Below are 21,133 nucleotides of genomic sequence, written 5' to 3'. Positions count from 1 at the left end.
CGTCAGCCGGCGGCCAGCGTGGCGTCGATCGCCGCCAGCGCTTCGAGCGCGCCGCAGGCCAGGCCGACGTGCAGTGCATTCGGCACCGCGTGTTCACGCGGGTTCAGCCGCAGCAGCCGGGCGTCGTGGGCGTGCAGCAGATGCTGGCCGAAACGCCGCACCGAGGGCACCGCGGTGCCGGCGCCGATCTCGACGACGACCGGGCGGCGCACGCCTTTCAGCCACTGCGTCAGCGCGCCGATCTGGGCTTCGGTGCGTGCCGCCAGCCATTGCGCGTCGCCGAACATCAGGATGTTGGGCCGCGCCAGCGCACCGCAGCGGGGGCAGCGCGGCAGCTCGCCGCGCCAGTGGCAGGCGGTGGTGTCGACGTCGACGGCCAGTTCGTCGGCCCGCCAAAGCGTGTCGCCGCAGGGGCGTGTGCACTGCAGCCAGTGGATGGTGCCGTGGCATTCGGCGACGTGTTCGGCGGCGATGCCGGCACGCTGGAACTGGCCGTCGACGTTGCTCGTGAAGACGAAGCCGCCGGCCGGCGCACGGTCCATCCAGCGTTTCAGGATCGTGAAGCCGGCGTGCGGCACGGTGCGCCGGTACAGGTCCAGCCGGTGGCCGTAGAAGCCCCAGGCCAGCGCCGGGTCGCGCTCGAAGCTGTCGGGGCAGGCGATCTCGGTGAAGTGCAGCCCGGCGGCGCCGAGCGCCGGGTAGGCGGTCCAGAAGCCGCTGTCGCCGCGGAAGTCGGGCAGGCCCGAATCGACGCCGATGCCGGCCCCGGCGGCGACGATCACCGCATCGGCCTGGTCGATCAGTTCGGCGGCATGGGCGAGGGCGCTGGGATCCATCAAGTTCGGCATTCGTGCGGGCGGGAGAATAGCCCGATGATCTGCGAGCCCGACGACCGCGCCCACGGCATCCTGCCGCTGTACGGCCAGCCCGAGCGGGTGCTGGCGCGCGCCCGCGGCTGCCGCCTCGTCGACGCGCAGGGCCGGCCTTACGTCGATTTCGAGTCCGGCGTCTGGGCCGCCAACCTCGGCCATGCGCACCCGGCGGTGAACCGGGCGATCCGGCGGTCGCTGAACGCCGTGATGCACCAGGGCTACGCCTTCCGCAGCGCCGAAGCCGAGGCGCTGGCCGCACGGCTGGCGCGGCTGCACGGCCTGCCGGGCGGGCGCAGCGTCTTCCTGTCTTCGGGCTCGGAAGCCGTCAACCTGGGGCTGCAGATCGCGATGCACCTGTCGGGCCGGCGGCGTTTCGTGCGCCTGGACAGCAGCTATCTGGCGGCCTTCGGCTTCGGCCGCCTGGCGGCCGACAACGAGCGTCGCATCGACCTGCGCTGCGACGACCTGGCTGCCCTCGACGCCGTGCCCTGGCACGAGGCGGCGGCGCTGGTGCTGGAGGTCGGCGGCGCCTCGCTGGAGGTGGTGCGTTTCCCGCGCGAGGACTTCGTCGCCCGCGCCGTGGAGGCCGCACGCCGCGCCGGCGCCTGCATCGTCTGCAACGAGGTGACGACCGGCTTCGGCCGCACCGGGCGCTGGTTCGGTTACCAGCACTATGGCCTGGTGCCGCAGCTCGTGGCCTGCGGCAAGGCGCTGGGCAACGGCTACCCGGTCAGCGCGCTGACCGTCGACGCCGCGGTGGCCGCGGCGCTGGACGCGCAGCTGCTGCGTTATGCCCAGTCGCACCAGAACGACCCCGGCGGCTGCGCCGCGGCCCTGGCCGTCATCGAGGCGCTGGAAGCCGGCGACTGGGTGGCACGCGGCGCGGCCGTCGGCGAACACTTCGCCGCCCGGCTGGCCGCGCTGCAGCAGCGCCGGCCGCAGCAGGTGCTGGACGTGCGCGGCCGCGGGCTGATGCTGGCGCTGCAACTGGCCGACGAGGCGCTGGCGCAGCGGGTCGCACGCCGGCTGTTCGAGCGTGGCCAGGTTGTCGGCCAGCGTGGTGCCAGCCTGCGTTTCATGCCGCCGCTGACCGTGACGAAGGCGATGGTCGACACGCTGGTGCGCGAGATCGGCCGTGCGCTCGACGCCGAACCGGGAGCCCCGCGATGAGCACCACGATGCCGCTCCAGCCCGTCATCGAAGCCCGCCACCTGCGGCTGCGGCCGTTCATCGCCGGCGACGCACCCGAGGTGCAGCGTCTGGCCGGCGACCGGCGTGTCGCCGAGATGACGCTGGCGATCCCGCACCCGTATCCCGACGGTGCTGCCGCGGCCTGGATCACGACGCACCCGTTCGGCTGGCTGGCCGGGCGCGAGATCACCTACGCGATCGAACGCCGCCGCGACGGCGTGCTGCTCGGCGCGATCGCGCTGCTGAACGTCAGTGCCGCGCACGCGCACGCCGAGGTCGGCTACTGGATTGGCCACGAGCACTGGGGCCAGGGCCACGCCACCGAGGCGACACGTGCGCTGCTCGACTTCGCTGAGAACGAACTGGGGCTGACGCGTTTCGCTGGCCGCTGCCTGGCGCGCAACCCGGCCTCGGCGCGGGTGCTGCAGAAAGCCGGGCTGCGGCCCGAGGGCTGCCTGGTGTGCCACCTCCAGATCGGCGGCGTCTACGAAGACGTGCTGCTGTTCGGGCGGGTCGCGCCGTCTAGGCTGGCGCCCTGAACGTCCGGGGCAGATCGGCCAGCAGCCGCCGCACGACCGCCGCGCCGTAGTGCGCGCAGACGGCGGACAGGAAACGTCTGAAGTCGCCGTGCGCGGCGTCGTCGGCGCGGTCGGAGATCGCGCGGATCGCGACGAAGGGCAGGCCCCATTCGTGGCAGACCTGGGCGACGGCCGCGCCTTCCATCTCGACGGCCAGCGCGTCGGGCAAGGCGGCGCAGAGCGTGTCGCGGTCTTCGCGCGTGCGCACGAAACGGTCGCCGCTGACGATGAGGCCGGTGTGCACCGTCGGCGCGTGCAGCGAGAACTCCTGCACCAGCGCCTCGCCGAACAGCGCCAGCGGGTCGGCCAGCGCCGCGCGTGCGGCGGCGGCGGCACGTTCGGCCAGCACGGTGTCGGCCGGGAAACGCGAGACGCCGGTCAGCGGCACCTCCCAGCGTGGGAAGAACGGCGAGCCGTCCAGGTCGTGCTGCAGCAGCTCGGCCGAGACGACGACGTCGCCGACCGCGACGCCCGGCGCCAGCCCGCCGGCGATGCCGGTCAGCACGACGGCGCCGACGCGGTAGTGCGACAGCAGCGCCGCGGTCGTCGCCGCCGCGGCCACCTTGCCGACACGCGACTGCACCGCGACGACCTCGTGGCCTTCGAGCGTGCCGTGCCAGAACTCGCGGCCGCCGATCGTGCGCCGCCGCGCGTCGGGCATCGCGGCGAGCAGGTCCCGCAGTTCACGCTGCAGCGCAGCGACCAGGCCGATCGGGGCAGGGGAGTCGGACATCGTCGTCGGGGCAGGAGGCGGGGCGCCGATTGTCCCCGGATGTCGCGCACGCGCCCGGCGCCGCGCGCCGCCTCGTGTACCGTGCTCCGACGATGCCCGAGCCCACCCCCGCCGCCGACTGGGCGCCGACGCTGCGCGCCGGGGCCTGGTTCGCCGCGCTGCCCGACGACCTGGCCGATCACCTGCTGGCGCACGCCCGGGTGCTGGTGCTGGACGCCGGCACGCGGCTGTTCGCACGCGGCGACGCACCCGACGGGCTGTACGCGGTGGTGCGCGGCGTCGTGCGCATCGGCGCCGTCGGTGCCGTGGGCGACGGCGCGCGCGAGTCGCTGCTGGCGATGCTGGAGCCGCCGCAGTGGTTCGGCGAGATCGCGCTGTTCGACGGCGCGCCGCGTACCCACGACGCCTGGGCCGAGAGCGACTGCACGCTGCTGCGCGTGGCCCAGGACGATCTGACCCGGCTGCTGGCCGCGCGCCCGCAGCACTGGCAGAGCTTCGGCCGGCTGCTGACGAACAAGCTGCGCCTGACCTTCGCCGCCGTCGAGGAGCTGGCGCTGTTGCCGCCGACGCCGCGGCTGGCGCGCCGGCTGGCGGCGATGGCCGGCGGTTACGGCGCCTGGGAGGGCCGCAGCAAACGTGTGCTCGAGGTCTTGCAGGAGCAGCTGGGCCAGATGCTGGCGCTGTCGCGCCAGACGGTGAACCAGGCGCTGAAGGAGCTGGAGGCCGCCGGCGCCATCCGCCGCGGCCGCGCGACGATCGAGATCGTCGACCCCGAACGCCTGCTCGCGGTGCGCTGATCAGGCCGGCGCGACGACGCGCCGCCAGGCGGCACGCGCCACCAGCCGCAGCTTGTTGCCGACACTCATGCGCGCCAGGTTGGTCTTGACGATGCCGCGCGTGAAACGCGTCGGCTTCGAATAGTCGACGTGCACGTCGACGACCACCGGCCGGCCGGCGGCGGCCTGCTCGTGGGCGGCCTGCAGCACCCGTTCGATGTCGGCATCGGTGTTCATGCGCAGATAGGCGGCACCCGCGGCCATCGCGATGCCTTCGATGCGGATCTCGGGCAGCACGGTGCAAGCCTTGCGGTTGTAGGGCAGTTGCTGGGCCTGCGAGATCTGCGACAGCTCGCCGTCGTTGAAGACGCAGACGACGACACCCAGGCCGTGTTCGGCGGCGGTGCTGAGCTCGATGCCGGTCATCAGGAAGGCGCCGTCGCCGACGACGGCGACCACCGGCTGCTGCGGGTGCGTCAGCTGGATCGCCACCGCCGCCGGCACGCCGTAGCCCATGCAGTTGAAGTCGGTCGGCGTGACGAGGTGGCGCGCGCGCCGGCTCTGGAAGAGTTCGGCGGTCAGGAAGGTGTGGTTGCCGTCGTCGGTGACGACGAAGCCGTCGTCCGGCAGCGTGGCGCGCAAGGCGTCGAAGAAACGCTGCGGGTTGACGCGCCCGCCGCCGTCGTGCGCCAGCCATTCGGCGCGGTAGGCCTGCTTGGCCGCGGCGATGCGCGCGGCCACCGACTCGGCGCGTGCCGCGCGCTTGGCCGCAACCTCGGCGCCCAGCGCGGCGATCTTCGCCGCCAGCGCCGGCAGCACCTGGCGCGCGTCGCCTTCGATCGTGATCTCGGCCGGGTAGTTGGCGCCGAAGACTTCCGGGTTGATGTCGACGTGCACGAGCTTCCAGGTCGCGCGCAGGCCGTAGCTGCCGGTGGCGATCTCGCCGAAACGCGTGCCGACGGCCAGCAGCACGTCGCAGTCGGCAAACGCCTGCTCGGCCGCCGGCACCGCCGCCGGGCCGATGCCCATGCCGGCGTGCAGCCGGTGCGTGCCGGGGAAGGCGCTCAGCCCTTGCAGCGTCGTCGCCACCGGCGCGCCCAGCGCCTCGGCGATGCGCGCCACCGCGTCGCCGGCGTCGACCGCGCCCCAGCCGACGAAGAGCCCCGGGCGTTCGGCGGCCAGCAGCGCACGCGCGGCACGTTCGATCAGCGCGTCGTCGGGTGCGGCCGGCGGCGCGTCGGGCACGAAGGCCGGCAACTCGTCGACCTCGCCGGGCAGCATCTGCAGGTCGACCGGGATCTCGACGAAGACCGGGCCGGGCTCGCCGCGTGTCGCGGTGCGCCAGGCTTCGTACAGCGTCGGCACGACGTCGCGGTGGCGCGTGACGCGCCAGGCGCCCTTGGTCACCGGCTTCACCCAGGCGAGCTGGTCCAGCTCGTGCAGCTGGTAGCGGAAACCGTGGCCGCCGTGCGTGCCGCCGGAGATCACCAGCATAGCGATGCCGTCCAGATACGCCTCGCCGATGCCGGCCATCGCCAGCGCGGTGCCGGCGGCCGGCACGATCAGCAGCGCGCCGACATGGTCGTTGGTGCGGCTCACCGCGTCGGCCATGAAGGCGGCGTTGCCTTCGTGCGTGACGCGGATCGGCGTGACGACGGCCGAGCCCGCGAGCGCGTCGTAGGTCTCGGTGTTGTGCACGCCGGGGATGCCGAAGGTGTGGCGCACGCCCAGCTGCTCCAGCGCGTGGCGCACCAGTTCGGCGGCGGTCTTCTTCATCGTGCTCTCCTTTCAGGTGCCGAGGTGGCGCACGGCGGCGTTGGCGGTCAGCAGGCAGCCGGGCAGGAAAGTGCCTTCGAGCGACTTGCGCCCGCTGGCGTTGCCGCCGCCGAAACCCGCGGCTTCGCCGACCGCGTACAGCCCGGCGATCGGGGTGCCCTTCGTGTCCAGCACGCGGCTGGACAGATCGGTCTGCAGCCCGCCCATCGACTTGCGCGTCAGCAGCCGGCAGCGGATGGCGATCAGCGGCCCGGCCGCGGGGTCGAGGATGCGCTGGTAGCGGCAGGTGCGCACGCGGTCGCCGCGCCAGCGCCGCAGGTGCTCGATGCGGCGCAGCTGGTCGTCGTCGTGCAGCGCCGGGCCACGTGTGATCTGGGCGTCGTAGGGCGCGATCTGGGCTTGCAGCGTCGCGGCGGTGATGCGCCCATCGCCGGTCAATGCGTTCATGCGCCGCGCCAGCTCGTCCAGCGTCGCGCCCTGCACGACGTCCGGGCAGCGTGCGAGCAGCTCGTCGACCAGCTCGGGCTGGCCACGCAGCAGCTGGCGCACGAAGCCGAGCACGCGGCGTTCGCGGATCTGCGGGTTGTGTTCGGCGCCCGAGGCGGCCAGTTCCTTGTCGGCGATGCGGCGGTTCAGCAGTTGCCAGGTCCAGGGCCAGCGCTCGCGCGCGACACGTTCGACCATCGCCGCGGTGTCGTAGCCGGTGACGAAAGGCTCGGGGCCGATGCGCCGGCCGTCCGGGCCCAGCCACAGCGCCGAGCGCGTCGGGATCAGGCTCAGGCCGTGGCCGTCGAACTGCGGGTTCGGATGGGCGACGCCGGCGGCGTAGTGCCACATGCGGTCCAGGTGCGCGAGGCGCGCACCGTGGCGCGCCGCGGCGTCGTGCAGCCGGCCGTCGGCATGCGGGTGCGAGCCGTTCAGCAGCTCGGCCGGCGCCGGGCCGGCGGACCACAACGCACGCACACGCGCCAGGTCGCCGGTCAGGCCGCCGGCGGCGACGACGACCGCATCGGCGTCGAAGCGGAACTCGCGGCCGGTGTTCTCGTCGACGCCGCGCACGCCGGTGATGCGGCCGTCGGTGTGCTCGAAGTCGTCGACGCGGTGCTGCAGCCGCCAGTCCAGCCGCGCCGCGTGGCGATGCTCGCGCAGCGCCGCGAGCTGGCTGTTGACGAGGTGGCGCGCCGTGCCCCAGAGCACGTGGTAACGCGGCAGGCTGTTGCCGGGTGTCGCCCAGCCGCGTTCGACCCACTGCACCGCCGGGATGAAACGCAGGCCACGCGCGCGCAGCGCCTCGTAGACCTCGGGCACGCAGCGTTCGACGTAGTGCTCGGCCCAGCGCCGTGGCCATTCGTCCTCGGGCGCGAAGCCGGCGAAGGACAGCCAGTCGGCCAGCGCCACCGCCGGGCCGTCGGGGATGCCGCTGCGGCGCTGCAGCGGCGTGCCGCAGAGCGCCATGCCGCCGAAGGCGTGCAGCCCCAGCCCGCCGGGCGCGGCGGCACGTTCGAGCAGCGTGACGGCGTGGCCGGCGTCGAGCAGGCCGAGCGCGGTGGCCAGCCCGGCAGGGCCGGCGCCGACGACGAGGCAGCGGGAGGAGGACATCGGCCCGCAGTCTGCGGTGCGGCGGCGGTGGCGTCTGTCCAAAGGACGACACGGCGGGAACGGGGCGGGCAGGGGTTTCCCGGGCCCGGCTTAAGGGCGGCTGAAGCGCCCGGGGCCGGCTGCGGCGCGTCAAGCGTGGCCGCCGGGGCCTGCGCAGCATCAGCATTGCGAGGACTCCTGACGATGAACACGCTGAAGACGCTGGCCGCGACGGCTGCCCTGGTGACGGCCTCGGCCGCGTGCGCCGCCGAGCCGCCGGCCGTCCGGCTCGATGACGGCTGGGCGCGCGTCAGCGGCCCGGCAGAGACCGAGAGCGAGGCCTATGTGGCGATCACGCCCGACGCGCCGCTGCGCCTGGTCGCCGCGCGCTCGCCCTGGGCGGCCGAGGTGCGCGTGCTGGCGCTCGGCGGCGTGCTGCGGCTGCCGGCGGGGCGCACGACGGCGCTCGCGCCCGGCGGCCCGCGGCTGCGCCTGGACGGCCTGCGCTGGCAGGTGCGCGATGGCGACGTCATCCCGGTGTCGCTGGTCTTCGAGGACGGTGGCGGGCGGCGTTTCGTGCGCCACTTCGGGGCCCGTGGCCGCACTCCGGGGCCGATGGCGGGCCTCAGCGCCGGCAGCGTTCCATCTCGCTGATGCGGCGTTCGCGCTCCTGGCGCTGGCGCTCGCTCAAGGTGATCGAACTCGCCGAGACCCGTTCGGCGCGGATCTGCTGTTCGCTGTAGCAGGGCTCGGTGCCGTTGCCGACCGGCCTGACGTAGCCCGGCGCCGGCGCTTCGGCCGGGCGCTCCTGCATGCCGACGACGATGCCGTCACGCGTGTAGACGTAGCGCGAGCTGCCGTCGGCATAACGGTAGATGTGCTGGCGCGAGACGCTGTTGCCGAAGCGGTCGGTGTTCGTCAGCACCGGCTGGCCGAAGCGCTGGAACATCTCGTCCTCGGTCATCGTGCCCTCGCGCTCGCGCGCCAGACGGCGCGCGACGTCGGGGTCGGTCGACATCGGCGAGTTCGCCGGCCTGGCATCGACGGCGCGGCCGCCGTTGGCGCAGGGCTGCTGCTGGAACACCGTCTGGCCCCCCGGACCTTCGCAGCGGTAGACGGTCTGGGCCGATGCGGCGCCGGCCAGCAGCGCCACGATGGCCGTGATGCCGTGTCGCATCGTCATCGTCCTCCTCGGGATGGATTGTCGGCCGCAAGCGACGCCATTCGACCCGCCGTGGCGCGGCGTGACGGCCCGCCGGGGGATGCCGTCCCCTGAAAGCGGGGGCGGCCGGCGGAGCGATGGCGGCTGCCGCGTGGCCGCGCGCCAATCGAGGCGATGAGCTGCCTGATCTTCCTGGCGAAACTCTTCGCCTTCGTCCTGGCCGCCGTGCTGATGCTGGCCCTGCTGATCAATGCCGTCAGCGCGATCGTCACGGTGGCCGCTTGGCTCAATGAGCGTCTCAGGAGGCCGGCGCGGCGCACGCGCCGCCAGCTGATGGAAGCCAACGGCTACTACCGCGGCCTGCGCTACGTCGACCTGCCGGAGCCGCTGCGGCGCGCGGCATCGATTTCGGGCGGGTCGTCCGGCCGAACACGCTACACCTGGGACGCGCCCGAAGACCCGATGTACCTGGAGTGCGACGCCCAGGGCGTCATCGTCGACCACATGCCGCCGCGTGCGCCGCCGGACCTGCTGCGCCACTTCTTCGAGACCCAGCCGCTGGACGGCTGGACGCTGGAGCGCATCGAACACGCGATCGGCCGGCCCACCGACAGCATCGACTGCGATCGTGGCCAGTGGATCTACTGGTGGCGGCTGCCGGACAAGGCGCGCATCGAGCTGTCGTGGAGCGATGCGAGCTGGCGGGCCGAGCTGTTCGACGGCGTGCACCGTCATCGGCTGGCGCCCCCGGCAGGAATCGAACCTGCATCTGAGACTTAGGAGGTCCCCGTTCTATCCATTGAACTACGGCGGCGCGGCGGGGGCGATTCTGCCACCGCCGGCCACCGGGTTCAGCGCGGCGCCGACGCCGCGGGCGATGAAGGCGCTGAAGCCGCCGGCGCCACCAGCCCGGTGGCCTGGCCGAGGCGGCGGCCGGCGCCGATCAGCGGCCGCGTGCCGGGCAGCTGCTCGTCGTCCAGGCGCCAGACCCAGATCAGGTCGAGCGCGTTGTCGGCGCCGCTCTGCGCGCGCAGCGTGAAGCGCTGGGCGATGCGGTAGACCAGCTGCCAGGTGCCGGTGGTGGCGTTGACGCCGCGTTCGTAGCCGACGTACCAGCGCCGCGACAGCTGCTTGCCCAGCGAGATGACGGTGTCGCGCACCTCGCCGCCGGCGGTGCTGCCGGCGGTCTCGCTCTGGTGCACGCTCAGCTCGTCGATGCCCAGGTTGCGCATCAGCGCGTCGGTCGGCGCCTCGCCTTCGCCGGCCATCAGCGCGACGGCGGCGCGCTGCAGCAGCGCGGCGTCGGCGCGGCCCAGGCCGTCGGAGGCACGGCCGAGCACCAGCCAGGACAGGCGCTCGGTGTCGGTCATCTCGGTCTCGGAGTACAGCCGCGCGCGCGGGCTCTGCGCCGTGCCGGTGATCAGCACGCCGACCTGCACGTCGGTGTTCTGGCGCAGCGCCAGGATGTCCAGCCGCGGGTTGTCGGGCGGGCCGGCGAACGCGACGATGCCGCGGTCGATGTCCAGCTTCTGGCCGTAGGCGGCGTAGGTGCCGTTCTCGGTGGCGACGTTGCCGTTGACGGCCAGGCGGCCGCCGGGCGTCGTCAGCCGCAGCTGGCCGCGCAGCTCGGTGTCCAGGCCGCGCCCGCGCACGCGCAGCTGGCGGCCCAGGTCGACGTCCAGCGTGATGTCGACGTCGCGGCGCGTGCGCGGCAGCGCCTCGTCCTCCGGGGCCGCGGGCGCGTCGCCGGGGCGGCGCACGGTGACGTCGGCGTCCAGCGACGGCGCGTCGGCGCGCGTGGCGTCGAACAACCCTTCGTCGACCTGCACGCGGCCGTCCAGCGCCAGCCGCTGCGCGTCCAGCGTCAGCGTGGCGCTGCCGCTGCCGGTGAGCTGGCGGTCGATGCGGCCGAGCACGCGGAAGCGTTCGGCCACGGCCTTCAGCCGTGCGTTCGGCGTCTCGCCGAAGGCGGCGCCGCCGCTCAGCTCGAGCTGGCCGTCGCCGCCCTTGAAGCGGAAGGTCTCGATGCGCGCGTCGGTGCCTTCCAGCCGGATCGCCACCGTGCCGGGGCCGACGTTGACGCCCTGCAGCAGGTTGCGCACGCCCAGGTCGCGGCCTTCGATGACGCCGGTGTACTCGGGCGCGCCGAAGCGCCCGCCGATCGTCGCGTTGCTGTGCAGCCGCCCCGACAGGCGCCAGCCCGGCGGCACCCAGGCCGCCCAGACACCCAGGTTGGCGACCTCCACGTCGAGCACGCCGTCCAGCGGCGCGTCGGCCTCGGGCCAGCGGCTGGCCGGCGAGGTGCGCACGCCCAGCGCCGCGGCCATGCGGCCGATGTTGCCGCCGGCCAGCGCCTGGGTGAAGTACCACTGGCCGTCGTGCGCCGCCAGGCCCAGCCGGGCCGCGCTCAGGCCCAGCGCCTGGGTGCCGTTCTCGTCGGTGATCGTCAGGTCGCCGTCGCTGCGTTCGAGCACCACCTCGGCGTCGAAACGTTCGCCGGCGCGGATGTCGACGTGGGCCCCGGCGCGCAGGTCGCCGCCCCAGCCCATCGTCGGCTGCACGCGTTCGAGCAGCGGCGCCACGGCCACCGGCGCGACGTCCATGCGCAGCGCGAAACGCGGCGCCGCGCCGGCGGCCCAGTCGGCCTGCACGGCGTCCCAGCGCAGGTCGACGGCACGCGCGAAGCGGATGCGCCCGGGTGCGGCCTGCAGCCGCTCGAGCGTGCCGCCGCGGCCGAACTGCAGTTCGGCGCCGAGGTCGCGGGCGTCGATCCAGTCGCTGCGCCAGTCGCTGCCGGGCGGCGCGATGGCGCCGCCGTCCCAGGTGCCGACACCCAGGCGTTCGATGCGCCCGGCCCAGCGGCCGCCGCCGCCGGCGCTGGCCGTCCAGGCGCCGGTGGCCTGCAGCTGGGCGCGGGTGCCCGACATCGTGCGCAGCCCGAACCAGCGTTCCAGCAGCGGCGGCGGCACCAGCGGCAGCGCGCCGGCCACCAGCAGGTGGTGCTCCTGCCAGGTGCCGCGCAGCTCGGCGCGCAGCTGGCGCGCGCTCTGGCGGCCCCAGCGCAGCCCGGCGACGTCGGCCTGCAGCTCCAGCGGCTGCTGCGCCAGGCCGCCGGTGGACAGACGCCAGTCGGCGCTGGCGTCTGCGACCTCGAGTTCGTGCGACGCGAAACGCGCCAGCGTCAGCCGGCCCTGCGTCGACAGGTCGGGCCAGCGCCCGGTGGCGACGAGTTCACCGCGCGCGCTGCCCGACTGCGGCGCGAACGCGGCGCCGCCCGGCAGCAGCCGCGCCAGCGGCGCCAGCGTCTGCAGCGAGCCGGCGTCGAGCGCCAGCGTCCAGCGGTCGTCGCCGCCGTTGCCCGCCGGGCGGCCCTCGCCGCTGGCCGACAGGCGGTTGCCCGCTGCGCCGGCTTCCAGCCGCACGCGGCTCGTGCCGCCACGCCCGCCGGCCTGCTCCAGCGCCAGGTCCAGCGTCACCGGCACGCCGGCCAGCACGGTGTCGGCGATCTTCAGTGTGCCGTGGCCGGCAGTGCGTTGCAGCAGCGCCGGGGCCGGCAGCGCCAGCGGCTCGGGCGGCAGCGAGAGTTCGAGTTCCCAGCGTCCGCTGACGCGGTGCGGCCCCTGGCGCCAGGCCGAACCGGGCTCGCCCGGCCACCACGGCACCGGGTCGAAGCCGGCGAGCGTGCCGCGTGTCGCGAGCTGCCAGCCGGCGTCGCCGCGGCGGGCGTCCAGCGCCAGCCGCGCGACGGCGTCACCGGCGCTGGCGTCAAGCTCCTTCAGCTCGATGCGGCCGGGGTCGGCGCGGCCGTCCAGCCGCAGCCGCACCGGCTGCGAGGCACCGTCGACGCGGCCGTCGAGCCGGGTGCGCAGCGCCGCCGACCAGGCCGGCAGCGGCGCCGCCCAGTCGTCCGGCGACGGCAGCCCGCCAAGCTCCAGCGCCAGCGGGCCGGACACCGTCATCGCCGGCGCGCGCCGGTCCAGCCGCTGCGGCGCGACACCGTCGAGCTGCGAGTCGAGAGCCAGCGCATGGCCGTCCCAGCGGCCGGTGGCGCTCCAGCGGCCCGCGGGCCGGCCGTCGGCGGCAAGCTGCAGCGCCAGGCGGCGCACGTCGACCTGCCGGTGCTCGGCGCTGCGGCCCTGCAGGTCGATCTCGATGCGCGCCAGCGGCAGCCGGCCGGCGTCCCAGCGGCCGGGCAGGGCGTTGTCCAGCGCGACGTCGACCCGCATCGGGCGTTCTCCGGCCGGCGGGGCGTCGAGCCTGGCGTGGCCGCTGAGCCGCGTTTCCGGGGCGCCAGCGACGAAGGCGCCGAAGTCCAGCGCCGTCGTCTTCGCGTCGAGCTGCGCCAGCACCCAGGGTGCGAACGGCAGCAGCGTCGTCGAGACCTCGGCCGACGGCGTCGCCTTGCCCGGCTGCGGCGTGCCGCGCAGCGTGCCGGCGAGCACGATGCGGTCCAGCGTGCCGCTGGCGCGGATCGTCGCGTCCAGCGGCGTGGTGGCGTCGATCGGCCGCGCCTCGGCCTGGCCGCCGAGCGCGAACGGCGCATCGAAACCGAGCTGGGCGTGGCCGGCCAGCCGCACCTTGCCCCAGTCGAGCTCGGCGTCCTCGACGCGGTACAGCAGGTTCTGTTCGCCGACCCAGGCGCGCGCGCGCAGCCGGTGCAGCTGGAAGCCGTCGACGTCCAGCGTCTCGAGTTCGGCGCGGTCGGCGCGGATCTGCAGCGGGATGCCGATGCCCGAGGGCAGATGCGCGCCGTGGCCGCTGGGTGGCCCGGTGTCGACGATGACCTCGCGCGCGACGGCCTTCGTCGCGTCGATGCCGAACCAGGCGCGTGCATGCGGCCGCCACGACCAGCGCAGCCCTTCGCCGCGGAACCCGGTCACCGTCACCGACTGCCGCCCCAGGTCCCAGCGCACGACGACGCGGTCGGCCTCGAACACGTCGTCGAACAGCGCCCCGCGCGTGCCTTCGGCGGTGACGAACGGCAGCCGCGTGCCCAGCCACCGCGTGCCCGCGTCGCTGTGCAGCAGCCCCCAGACACTGCCCACCGCCCCCGCCGCCAGCACCACCGGCACCGCGACCAGCCAGGGCCACCAGCGGCGCTGGCGCACAGGCGTGGCCGGCGCGCCGTCAGACTGGCTCGGCACCGGATCAGTCATCCCGCGCCCCCTGCTCGAAGGTGGCGGTCAGCGAGCCCACGCTCACGAGCAAGCGCCACGCGATCAAGCCAGAGCCACGGATCCGGCTCCGCCGGTCCGTAGGCGAACGGCCTTGCAGGCCGCGCCGGGCCCGTGGCCCGGCCCCTCGCCAGGCATGGCCCGTCCACCGGACGGTCCATGTCCGGGCGAGGCCCCCTCGGGGGGTAGCGAGCGAAAGCGAGCTCGGGGGCACCATCAATACGCTATGCCCACGCTGAAGTGCAGCCGCACCGAGTGCGTCTCCTGCCCCCCAGGCCAGGTCGGCCTTCAGCGGCCCGACGGGGCTGCGCCAGCGCACGCCGATGCCGGTGCCGATCGCCGGGCTGAGGTTGGAGAAGCCGTTGGCGGCGCGGCCGGCGTCGACGAAGACCGCGCCCCAGACCGAGGGCATCGAGGCCGAGATCGGCCGCGCCAGCTCCAGGCTGGCGGTCATCAGCGAGGTGCCGCCGGCCTCGGCGCCGTTTTCGGTCGGCGTCAGGCTGCGGTAGGCGTAGCCGCGCACCGAGTCGTCGCCGCCGGCACGGAACAGCTGCGAGTCGGGCACCGCGACGGCGTCGCGCTTGACGACCTGGCCCAGCTCCAGCCGCGCGCTGCCGTACCAGGCGCGGCCGATCGGCAGGTAGCCGGTGAAGCGGCCGTACAGCCGCGAGAACGGGCCGCTGTCGCCGGCGCTGCCGTGGGCGTGGCCGACGCCGGTCTGCAGCGACACCGAAAAACCTTCGGTCGGCAGCACGACGCTGTCGAGCTCGCGCCAGACGCCGTGGTGGTTCAGCGAGTAGGCGATGGTGTTGGTGTGGATGCGCTGGCCGGTCGTCGTCCAGCGTGCCGAACGTTCGGCCTCGACGAAGACCAGCCGCTCCAGGCGCTGCGTGTCCTTGGTGCGGCCCAGGCGCACGCGCTGCGCGAGCACGACGTCCTCGTCGCCTTCCTCGCGGTCGACGGCGCCGCCGACCAGCTCGCGGTACAGGTTCTCGCCGGGGTGGGTGCTGACCTCGCCCGCGTAGGTCTGCTTCTTCTGGGCCAGCGAGAAGGTGTTGCTGGCCGACAGCGCATAACCGAAGACACGCCGGTAGGCGTGTTCCAGCGAGGCCCGCGGCCCGGTGTTGGCGCTGATGCCGACGCCGAAGGTGTAGACCTGCAGCGGCGCCTCCTTCACGTGCACCAGCACGCGGGCCTGCCCGGCGCGCGAGACGTCCGGGTCCAGCGTGACCGCGGCGCTGTCGAAGAGCCCGGCCTTCTGCAGCCGCTCCTGGTAGTCCAGCAGCACGGCCTCGGTCAGCGGCGTGCCCGGCGCCAGCGCGGCCAGGTGCTCGACGGTCTCGCGTTCGTGCACGACGAGGCCGTCGACGACCAGCTCGCCGAAACGGAACAGCGGCCCGCTGTCGGCCACCAGATACAGGCTGACGCCGTGCTCGGCGGTCTCGACCTCGGCGGCGGTGGCCTTCCAGCTCGCGCCGGCATAACCGTCGGCGCGCAGCCGCGCCAGCGCGGCCGACTTGGCGGCCGTCCAGTCGGGGTTGCGGAAAGCCTGGCCGGCCGGCAGCGCCCAGGCGCGGCGCAGGTCCTCGAGCGCTTCGCGCGCATGCGGCTCGCCGGCTTCGGCGGCGGCGCCCAGCGCGCCCTCGACCTCGATCGTCACGCGCTGCACACGGGTGCGCGGGCCGGGCTGCAGCTCCAGCCGCACGTGGCGCTCGCCGACGTTGCCGACCGAGCGCACCAGGATCACCGTCGGGTCGAAGTAGCCCTCGGTCTCCAGCAGCTCGCGCACCTGGGCCGGCGCGCCGTCGATCAGCCGCGCCCACTCGCTGTCGTCCAGCGCCACGCCGGGCGCCAGCGTGGCGACGCGGGCGATGTCCAGGTGCTGCTCGAGCAGCGCCTTCAGCGCCGCCGGCGCCACGACCTCGATGCTCGCCTGCGGCTCGGCGGCCGCAGCGGTGGGCGCGTCGGCGGCCGCGATCGCGGCGCTGGCGGCCAGGGCCGCCGCCAGGCCCGTCAACACGCGCCTCATTTGCTCAGCAGCCGCATCGCGCCTTCGAGTCCGGACAGGGTCAGCGGGAACATGCGCTGGTTCATCAGCTGCTGCACGATCGAGATGCTCTGGCGATAGGCCCAGACGCCCTGCGGCTCGGGGTTGATCCACACGAAGCGCGGGAAGGCTTCGGTCAGCCGGCGCAGCCACTCGGCGCCGGGCTCCTCGTTCTGGTATTCGACGCTGCCTCCGGGCTGCAGGATCTCGTACGGGCTCATCGTCGCGTCGCCGACGAAGACGAGCTTCCAGTCCTTGTTGTAGGTGCGGATCAGGTCCCACGTGGGCGTCTTCTCGGAGTAGCGGCGCCGGTTGTTCTTCCAGACGAAGTCGTAGACGCAGTTGTGGAAGTAGAAGAACTCGAGGTGCTTGAACTCGCTCTTGGCGGCGCTGAACAGCTCCTCCACGCGATGAACGTGTTCGTCCATCGTGCCGCCGACATCCATCAGCAGCAGCACCTTCACGCGGTTGTGGCGCTCCGGGACCATGCGGATGTCCAGCAGCCCGGCGTTGGCCGCGGTGCCGTGGATCGTCGCGTCCAGGTCCAGCTCCTCGGCCGCGCCTTCGCGCGCGAAGCGCCGCAGCCGGCGCAGCGCGACCTTGATCGTGCGCGTGCCGAGCTCGCGGCTGTCGTCGTAGTCCTGGTAGGCGCGCTGGTCCCAGACCTTCACCGCGCTGCGGTTGCGCCCCTTGTCCTGGCCGATGCGCACGCCCTGCGGGTTGTAGCCCCAGGCGCCGAACGGGCTGGTGCCGCCGGTGCCGATCCAGCGGTTGCCGCCTTCGTGGCGCTCCTTCTGCTCCTCGAAACGCTTCTTCAGCGTCTGCATCAGCTCGTCCCAGCCCATCTTCTCGATGGCCGCCTTCTGCTCGGGCGTCAGCTCCAGCTCCAGCGTCTTGCGCAGCCAGTCCAGCGGCACGTCGCGGGTGAAGTCGGTCAGCAGCTCGACGCCCTTGAAGTAGGCGCCGAAGGCGCGGTCGAACTTGTCGTAGTGCGCCTCGTCCTTCACCAGCGTCGCGCGGGCGAGGTAGTAGAAGTCGTCGACCGAGCCGTCGACGACGCCGGCCTCGAGCGCCTCCAGCAGGGTGAGGAACTCCTTCACCGAGACCGGCAGCTTGGCGGCGCGCAGCGTGTAGAAGAAGTTGATCAGCATCGGCGGGAGGCGGCCAGTGCCCGGTGCGGCGGCCAGTGCGCGGATTGTCGCGCCGGCGCGCGCGGCCGGCGTGATGAAACGCTCAGCGCTTGCGCGTCTTGGCCGGACCCGGGTCGTGGCGCTCCAGCCAGCCGAAGAACTCGCCGTACCACTGCTTCGAGTTGCGCGGCTTCAGCACCCAGTGGTTCTCGTCCGGGAACCACAGCAGCCGGGCGTCGACGCCGCGGGCCTTCAGCGTGTTGTAGTAGGCCAGGCCCTGGGCGTCGGGCACGCGGTAGTCGAGCGCGCCGTGCACCACCAGCGTCGGCGTGGCCATCGCGCCAGCGGCGGCGTGCGGGCTCTGCGCGTGCACACGCGCCATGTCGTCCCAGTACCAGGCGCCCAGCTCCTTGGCGTGCCAGGTGTAGGCGTCGTCGGCGAACATCGCCGTCCAGTCGAAGCAGCCGGCGTGGCAGACGTAGGCGGCGTAACGCCCGGCCGGCACGTGGCCGTTCATCCAGGCGACCATGAAGCCGCCGTAGCTGCCGCCGGAGGCGAAGACGCGGCGCTTGTCGGCCCAGGGTTTCTTCAGCAGCCAGTCGGTGGCGGCCTCGACGTCGACGGTCTCGAGCTGGCCCCAGCGGTGGGTGATGCTGTCCAGGAACGCGGTGCCGAAGCTCGACGAGCCGTGGTAGTTGACGCAGGCGACGACGTAGCCCTGGGCGGCGAAGACCTGGCTGTTCCAGCGGTAGTGCCAGGCGTCGCCGAAGGCGGTGTGCGGGCCGCCGTGGATCAGGTGCAGCAGCGGGTACTTCTTCTTCGCGTCGAAACCCGGCGGGTAGACCAGCCACATCTGCACGTCGTCGGGCTCGCCGCCCTCGACGCTGGCGGCGCCCTTGAACCAGACCTCCTCGACGCGGCCGCTCTGCAGGCGCGCCAGCAGCGCGTCGTTGATCGTCTCGATGCGCCGCGGCGCCTCGCCCGGCAGGCAGGCCTGCAGCCGCGCCGGGTGGGTGGCGCTGTCGGCCAGCGTCACCAGCGTGCCGGCGGCCTTGTCGAAGGCTTGCACCGTGCCGCCTTCGACGACGAGCTCGGCGCGGCGGTCGGGCAGGTCGAAGCGCCACAGGTGCTGGCGGCCGCGCTGCTCGGCGCGCAGCAGCAGCGCCTGGCCGTCGTCCTCCCAGGCCAGCGGCGCCTGCACGTCGTGGTCCCAGGCCTCGGACAGCACTTCCCAGCGCGACTCGTCGCGGTACCAGACGGCGACCTGGCCGGGCATCGTGTGCTTGCGGCCCTGGTGGCTGGCGATGAAGGCGATGCGCTCGCCCTCGGGGCTGTAGCGCGGCGCCGAGCAGTCCCAGTCGGCGTCCTGCACGATGACGCTGACGCGGCCGCTCTTCAGCTCGAGTTCGGCCAGCGCGAAGCGGTTGTCGATGCGCTTCTCGGGCGCCGGGTCGAAGGCGAAGACCACGCGCTTGCCGTCCGGCGAGACGTCGAAGCAGTCGGCGTCGGGGTCGTGGCGGCGGATCTCGTAGGGCGTGCCCTCGAACAGGTCACGCACCTTGGCGGCAGCGCCGTCGCGGCCCAGCTCCAGCAGGTGCAGGTGCGGCACGCGGCCCAGCGGCAGCTGGTGGTCCCAGTAGCGGTACTGGGCCTCGCTCGTCGCGTAGCCGCTCTCCTTGCGCTCCTTGAAGGCCTTGGCGCGTTTGGCCTGCTCCTTCGTGCCTTTCGCGTCGGGCCAGACCCAGGAGACGAACAGCAGCCGGCGGCCGTCGGGGCACCAGCGGAAGGCCTCGATGCCGGTGGCCACCGTCGCCGCGCGCCGCGCCTCGCCGCCGTCGGGCGCGATGACGTAGAGCTGCGCCGTCTCGTCCTTCTCGCCCTGCTGCTCGCGCCGGGCGACGAAGGCGACGAGGTCGCCCTTGGGGCTCCACCTCGGCTGGCCGTCCTTGTCGCCGCAGGCGGTCAGCGCACGCGCGGCGCCGCCCAGCGTCGAGAACAGCCACAGCGAGCTGGCGGACTTGTTGTCCTCCATCGAGTAGCGCGTGACGGCGGCCACGGCCTGCGCGCCGTCGGGCGACAGGCTGGGTGCGCCGATGCGCTCGAGCTTCCAGAGATCGTCGACGGTGATCGGCTTGGTCTTCATCGGGGTTGGGCAAGCAGCCAGTCGAGGTGGGTGCGGATCGTCGGCCATTCGGCCGCCGTGATGCTGTAGACCGCGGTGTCGCGCAGCGAGCCGTCGGCCAGGCGCTGGTGCGCACGCAGGATGCCGTCGAGCTGGGCGCCCAGGCGCTCGATGGCGCGCCGGCTCTGCGTGTTCAGGCGGTGGGTGCGGAACTCGACGGCGATGCAGTCCAGGCGCTCGAAGGCGTGCGTGAGCAGCATCTTCTTGCACTCGGTGTTGAGCCCGGTGCGCTGCGCCGAGCGCGCGGTCCAGGTGCTGCCGATCTCGACACGCCGGTTGACGGCGTCGACGTGCATGTAGCTCGTCATGCCGACGGCGCGGCCGGCGGCGTCGAAGACGGCGAAGGGCAGCATGCTGCCGGCGGCCTGCAGGCCCAGGCGGCGCTCGATCTCGGCGGCCATGCGCTCGGGCGCGGGCACGGCGGTGTACCAGAGCTTCCAGAGCTCGCCGTCGCGTGCGGCGTCGGCCAGGGCGGGCGCGTGCTCGGCTTGCAGCGGGACGAGCACGGCGTGGCGGCCGCGCAGCGTGACGGGTTCGGGCCAGCTCATCCGGGCGTCGGGCTCAGCGGTTGTGGCGCTGCATGAAGACCAGCTTCTCGAACAGCGAGACGTCCTGTTCGTTCTTCAGCAGCGCGCCGACGAGCGGCGGCACCGCCACCTGCTCGTCGCGGCTGTGCAGCGCCTCGGGCGGGATGTCCTCGGCGACGAGCAGCTTCAGCCAGTCCAGCAGCTCGCTGGTCGACGGCTTCTTCTTCAGCCCGGGCAGGTTGCGCACGTCGTAGAAGGTCTTCAGCGCCGCGGCCAGCAGCTCGCGCTTGAGGCCGGGGAAGTGCACCTCGACGATGCGCTGCATCGTGTCGGCGTCCGGGAACTTGATGTAGTGGAAGAAGCAGCGGCGCAGGAAGGCGTCGGGCAGCTCCTTCTCGTTGTTCGAGGTGATGAAGACCAGCGGCCGGTGCTTCGCACGCACCATCTCGCGCGTCTCGTAGACGTGGAACTCCATGCGGTCGAGTTCGCGCAGCAGGTCGTTCGGGAACTCGATGTCGGCCTTGTCGATCTCGTCGATCAACAGCGCCACCGGCGTCTCCGACGTGAAGGCCTGCCACAGCACGCCCTTGACGATGTAGTTGCGGATGTCGCGCACCCGCGCCGACTCCTCTTCGCCGGCGAGCTGGCTGTCGCGCAGCCGGCTGACGGCGTCGTACTCGTACAGGCCCTGCTGCGCCTTGGTGGTGCTCTTCACGTGCCACTGCAGCAGCGGCAGGCCCAGCGCGCGCGCCACTTCCTCGGCCAGCATCGTCTTGCCGGTGCCGGGTTCGCCCTTGACCAGCAGCGGCCGCTGCAGCGTCACGGCGGCGTTGACGGCGAGCATCAGGTCCTGCGTCGCGACGTACTGGTCCGAACCCTGGAATTTCATCGTGTCCGCGAGGCGATTGAAGGGGCGGGCCAGTATAAGCGGCGCCTATACGGCGCCCTCGCGCCGGGCGGCTTGCGGGGCGTCAAGCGGGTGCGCCGCATGCCGGGCCGGCGGCGTGCGGCCGCGCCGGGCACCCGGCCGCGCAACCGTGGCCGAATCCCGCTTCTGCCGATTTGTGCCGTCCGCGCCCTGCTGATCCGCGTCGTGCCGTGCCATTTGTGACAGATCATCGACACATTCGACGCCCCGTTGTGGTGCCGTCCGTCCATCGGCGGACGGTCGCGGGCGGTCAAGCGTGTCCATGCTGAAGAAGATTTCCGTTTCCGACCTGCGCCTGGGGATGCATCTGCACGGCTTCGAGGGCTCGTGGATGGACCATCCGTTCTGGCGCACGCGTTTCGTCATCGACGATCCGAAGACGCTGGCCCAGGCGCACCAGAGTGGCGTGCGCGAGTGCTGGATCGACACCTCGCTCGGCCTGGACGTCGCGCCGGCCGGCGTCGACGTCCGCCCGCGCC

General features: G+C 73.4%; 16 protein-coding genes and 1 tRNA gene. 5 read left to right on the top strand and 12 right to left on the bottom strand.

Going from position 1 to position 21,133, the window contains the following annotated elements; genetic code table 11:
- Positions 1-2: 2 nt before the first annotated feature.
- A complete protein-coding gene (locus RBXJA2T_RS08070; RefSeq protein ID WP_009856846.1) occupies positions 3-836 on the bottom strand; it encodes an SIR2 family NAD-dependent protein deacylase in 834 nt (277 codons plus the stop codon).
- A 36-nt stretch (positions 837-872) separates the two neighbouring features.
- On the opposite strand from RBXJA2T_RS08070, the gene RBXJA2T_RS08065 reads away from it, so the two are divergent.
- Both RBXJA2T_RS08065 and RBXJA2T_RS08060 read left to right on the top strand, forming a co-directional pair.
- The gene (locus RBXJA2T_RS08065) at positions 873-2,042 is read left to right on the top strand and encodes an aminotransferase class III-fold pyridoxal phosphate-dependent enzyme (RefSeq protein WP_009856845.1); all 1,170 of its coding nucleotides are present in this window, start codon (positions 873-875) and stop codon (positions 2,040-2,042) included.
- Positions 2,043-2,050: 8 nt separating this feature from the next.
- Positions 2,051-2,602, top strand: a complete 552-nt coding sequence (locus RBXJA2T_RS08060; protein WP_237704865.1) for a GNAT family N-acetyltransferase — start codon at positions 2,051-2,053, stop codon at positions 2,600-2,602.
- Here RBXJA2T_RS08060 and RBXJA2T_RS08055 read toward each other — a convergent pair.
- On the bottom strand, positions 2,586-3,374 hold the full coding sequence (locus tag RBXJA2T_RS08055) for a 5'-methylthioadenosine/adenosylhomocysteine nucleosidase (protein ID WP_009856843.1): 789 nt from the start codon (positions 3,372-3,374) through the stop codon (positions 2,586-2,588). The genes RBXJA2T_RS08060 and RBXJA2T_RS08055 overlap by 17 nt on opposite strands.
- A 92-nt stretch (positions 3,375-3,466) precedes the next feature.
- Between RBXJA2T_RS08055 and RBXJA2T_RS08050 the strand changes: the two genes are divergently transcribed.
- Entirely contained in the window at positions 3,467-4,171 is a 705-nt protein-coding gene (locus RBXJA2T_RS08050; RefSeq protein WP_029718705.1) for a Crp/Fnr family transcriptional regulator, read from the top strand.
- On the opposite strand, the gene RBXJA2T_RS08045 is transcribed toward RBXJA2T_RS08050, so the two are convergent.
- Both RBXJA2T_RS08045 and RBXJA2T_RS08040 read right to left on the bottom strand, forming a co-directional pair.
- The gene (locus RBXJA2T_RS08045; RefSeq protein ID WP_009856841.1) at positions 4,172-5,926 is read right to left on the bottom strand and encodes a thiamine pyrophosphate-binding protein; all 1,755 of its coding nucleotides are present in this window, start codon (positions 5,924-5,926) and stop codon (positions 4,172-4,174) included.
- Between the two features lie 12 nt (positions 5,927-5,938).
- Positions 5,939-7,525: an FAD-dependent oxidoreductase gene (locus RBXJA2T_RS08040; RefSeq protein WP_009856840.1), complete on the bottom strand. Its 1,587-nt coding sequence runs from the start codon at positions 7,523-7,525 to the stop codon at positions 5,939-5,941.
- A 183-nt stretch (positions 7,526-7,708) separates the two neighbouring features.
- Between RBXJA2T_RS08040 and RBXJA2T_RS08035 the strand changes: the two genes are divergently transcribed.
- Positions 7,709-8,158, top strand: a complete 450-nt coding sequence (locus RBXJA2T_RS08035; protein WP_009856839.1) for a copper chaperone PCu(A)C — start codon at positions 7,709-7,711, stop codon at positions 8,156-8,158.
- On the opposite strand, the gene RBXJA2T_RS08030 is transcribed toward RBXJA2T_RS08035, so the two are convergent.
- The 8 genes from RBXJA2T_RS08030 to RBXJA2T_RS07990 all read right to left on the bottom strand — a co-directional run bounded on the left by RBXJA2T_RS08030 (position 8,130) and on the right by RBXJA2T_RS07990 (position 20,615).
- Positions 8,130-8,687 (bottom strand): DUF4124 domain-containing protein, encoded by a 558-nt coding sequence (locus tag RBXJA2T_RS08030; protein ID WP_009856838.1) that lies wholly within the window; start codon positions 8,685-8,687, stop codon positions 8,130-8,132. The two genes, RBXJA2T_RS08035 and RBXJA2T_RS08030, sit on opposite strands and share 29 nt — an antisense overlap.
- 718 nt (positions 8,688-9,405) lie before the next feature.
- Positions 9,406-9,480: transfer RNA gene (locus tag RBXJA2T_RS08020), tRNA-Arg, on the bottom strand.
- Between the two features lie 37 nt (positions 9,481-9,517).
- Positions 9,518-13,810, bottom strand: coding sequence for a translocation/assembly module TamB domain-containing protein (locus RBXJA2T_RS08015; protein WP_009856837.1), 4,293 nt, complete (start codon positions 13,808-13,810; stop codon positions 9,518-9,520).
- A gap of 4 nt (positions 13,811-13,814) precedes the next feature.
- A complete protein-coding gene (locus tag RBXJA2T_RS08010; protein WP_138938815.1) occupies positions 13,815-15,869 on the bottom strand; it encodes an autotransporter assembly complex protein TamA in 2,055 nt (684 codons plus the stop codon).
- Positions 15,866-17,038, bottom strand: a complete 1,173-nt coding sequence (locus RBXJA2T_RS08005) for a vWA domain-containing protein (RefSeq protein ID WP_009856835.1) — start codon at positions 17,036-17,038, stop codon at positions 15,866-15,868. Before RBXJA2T_RS08005 ends, RBXJA2T_RS08010 begins: the two co-directional genes overlap by 4 nt.
- Positions 17,039-17,120: 82 nt before the next feature.
- Positions 17,121-19,160: a S9 family peptidase gene (locus tag RBXJA2T_RS08000; protein WP_009856834.1), complete on the bottom strand. Its 2,040-nt coding sequence runs from the start codon at positions 19,158-19,160 to the stop codon at positions 17,121-17,123.
- The gene (locus RBXJA2T_RS07995) at positions 19,157-19,747 is read right to left on the bottom strand and encodes a GNAT family N-acetyltransferase (protein ID WP_009856833.1); all 591 of its coding nucleotides are present in this window, start codon (positions 19,745-19,747) and stop codon (positions 19,157-19,159) included. Before RBXJA2T_RS07995 ends, RBXJA2T_RS08000 begins: the two co-directional genes overlap by 4 nt.
- 13 nt (positions 19,748-19,760) lie before the next feature.
- Positions 19,761-20,615, bottom strand: coding sequence for an AAA family ATPase (locus RBXJA2T_RS07990; RefSeq protein ID WP_009856832.1), 855 nt, complete (start codon positions 20,613-20,615; stop codon positions 19,761-19,763).
- Positions 20,616-20,916: 301 nt separating this feature from the next.
- Between RBXJA2T_RS07990 and RBXJA2T_RS07985 the strand changes: the two genes are divergently transcribed.
- A partial coding sequence (locus tag RBXJA2T_RS07985) for a DUF3391 domain-containing protein (RefSeq protein WP_009856831.1) occupies positions 20,917-21,133 on the top strand: 217 nt, incomplete at its 3' end.

Source organism: Rubrivivax benzoatilyticus JA2 = ATCC BAA-35 (genome assembly GCF_000190375.1).
Taxonomy (GTDB): Bacteria; Pseudomonadota; Gammaproteobacteria; order Burkholderiales; family Burkholderiaceae_C; genus Rubrivivax; species Rubrivivax benzoatilyticus.
The sequence above is the reverse complement of the archived record's forward strand: the minus strand, read 5'-3'. Positions and strand labels throughout refer to the sequence as shown.

Coding starts and splice junctions, on each gene's coding strand:
- RBXJA2T_RS07995 (WP_009856833.1), bottom strand. CDS start 19,747: ATGAGCTGGCCCGAACCCGTCACGCTGCGCGGCCGCCACGCCGTGCTC.
- RBXJA2T_RS08060 (WP_237704865.1), top strand. CDS start 2,051: ATGCCGCTCCAGCCCGTCATCGAAGCCCGCCACCTGCGGCTGCGGCCG.
- RBXJA2T_RS08030 (WP_009856838.1), bottom strand. CDS start 8,687: ATGACGATGCGACACGGCATCACGGCCATCGTGGCGCTGCTGGCCGGC.
- RBXJA2T_RS08010 (WP_138938815.1), bottom strand. CDS start 15,869: ATGAGGCGCGTGTTGACGGGCCTGGCGGCGGCCCTGGCCGCCAGCGCC.
- RBXJA2T_RS08005 (WP_009856835.1), bottom strand. CDS start 17,038: ATGCTGATCAACTTCTTCTACACGCTGCGCGCCGCCAAGCTGCCGGTC.
- RBXJA2T_RS08045 (WP_009856841.1), bottom strand. CDS start 5,926: ATGAAGAAGACCGCCGCCGAACTGGTGCGCCACGCGCTGGAGCAGCTG.
- RBXJA2T_RS08035 (WP_009856839.1), top strand. CDS start 7,709: ATGAACACGCTGAAGACGCTGGCCGCGACGGCTGCCCTGGTGACGGCC.
- RBXJA2T_RS08070 (WP_009856846.1), bottom strand. CDS start 836: ATGGATCCCAGCGCCCTCGCCCATGCCGCCGAACTGATCGACCAGGCC.
- RBXJA2T_RS08050 (WP_029718705.1), top strand. CDS start 3,467: ATGCCCGAGCCCACCCCCGCCGCCGACTGGGCGCCGACGCTGCGCGCC.
- RBXJA2T_RS07990 (WP_009856832.1), bottom strand. CDS start 20,615: ATGAAATTCCAGGGTTCGGACCAGTACGTCGCGACGCAGGACCTGATG.
- RBXJA2T_RS08040 (WP_009856840.1), bottom strand. CDS start 7,525: ATGTCCTCCTCCCGCTGCCTCGTCGTCGGCGCCGGCCCTGCCGGGCTG.
- RBXJA2T_RS08055 (WP_009856843.1), bottom strand. CDS start 3,374: ATGTCCGACTCCCCTGCCCCGATCGGCCTGGTCGCTGCGCTGCAGCGT.
- RBXJA2T_RS08000 (WP_009856834.1), bottom strand. CDS start 19,160: ATGAAGACCAAGCCGATCACCGTCGACGATCTCTGGAAGCTCGAGCGC.
- RBXJA2T_RS08065 (WP_009856845.1), top strand. CDS start 873: ATGATCTGCGAGCCCGACGACCGCGCCCACGGCATCCTGCCGCTGTAC.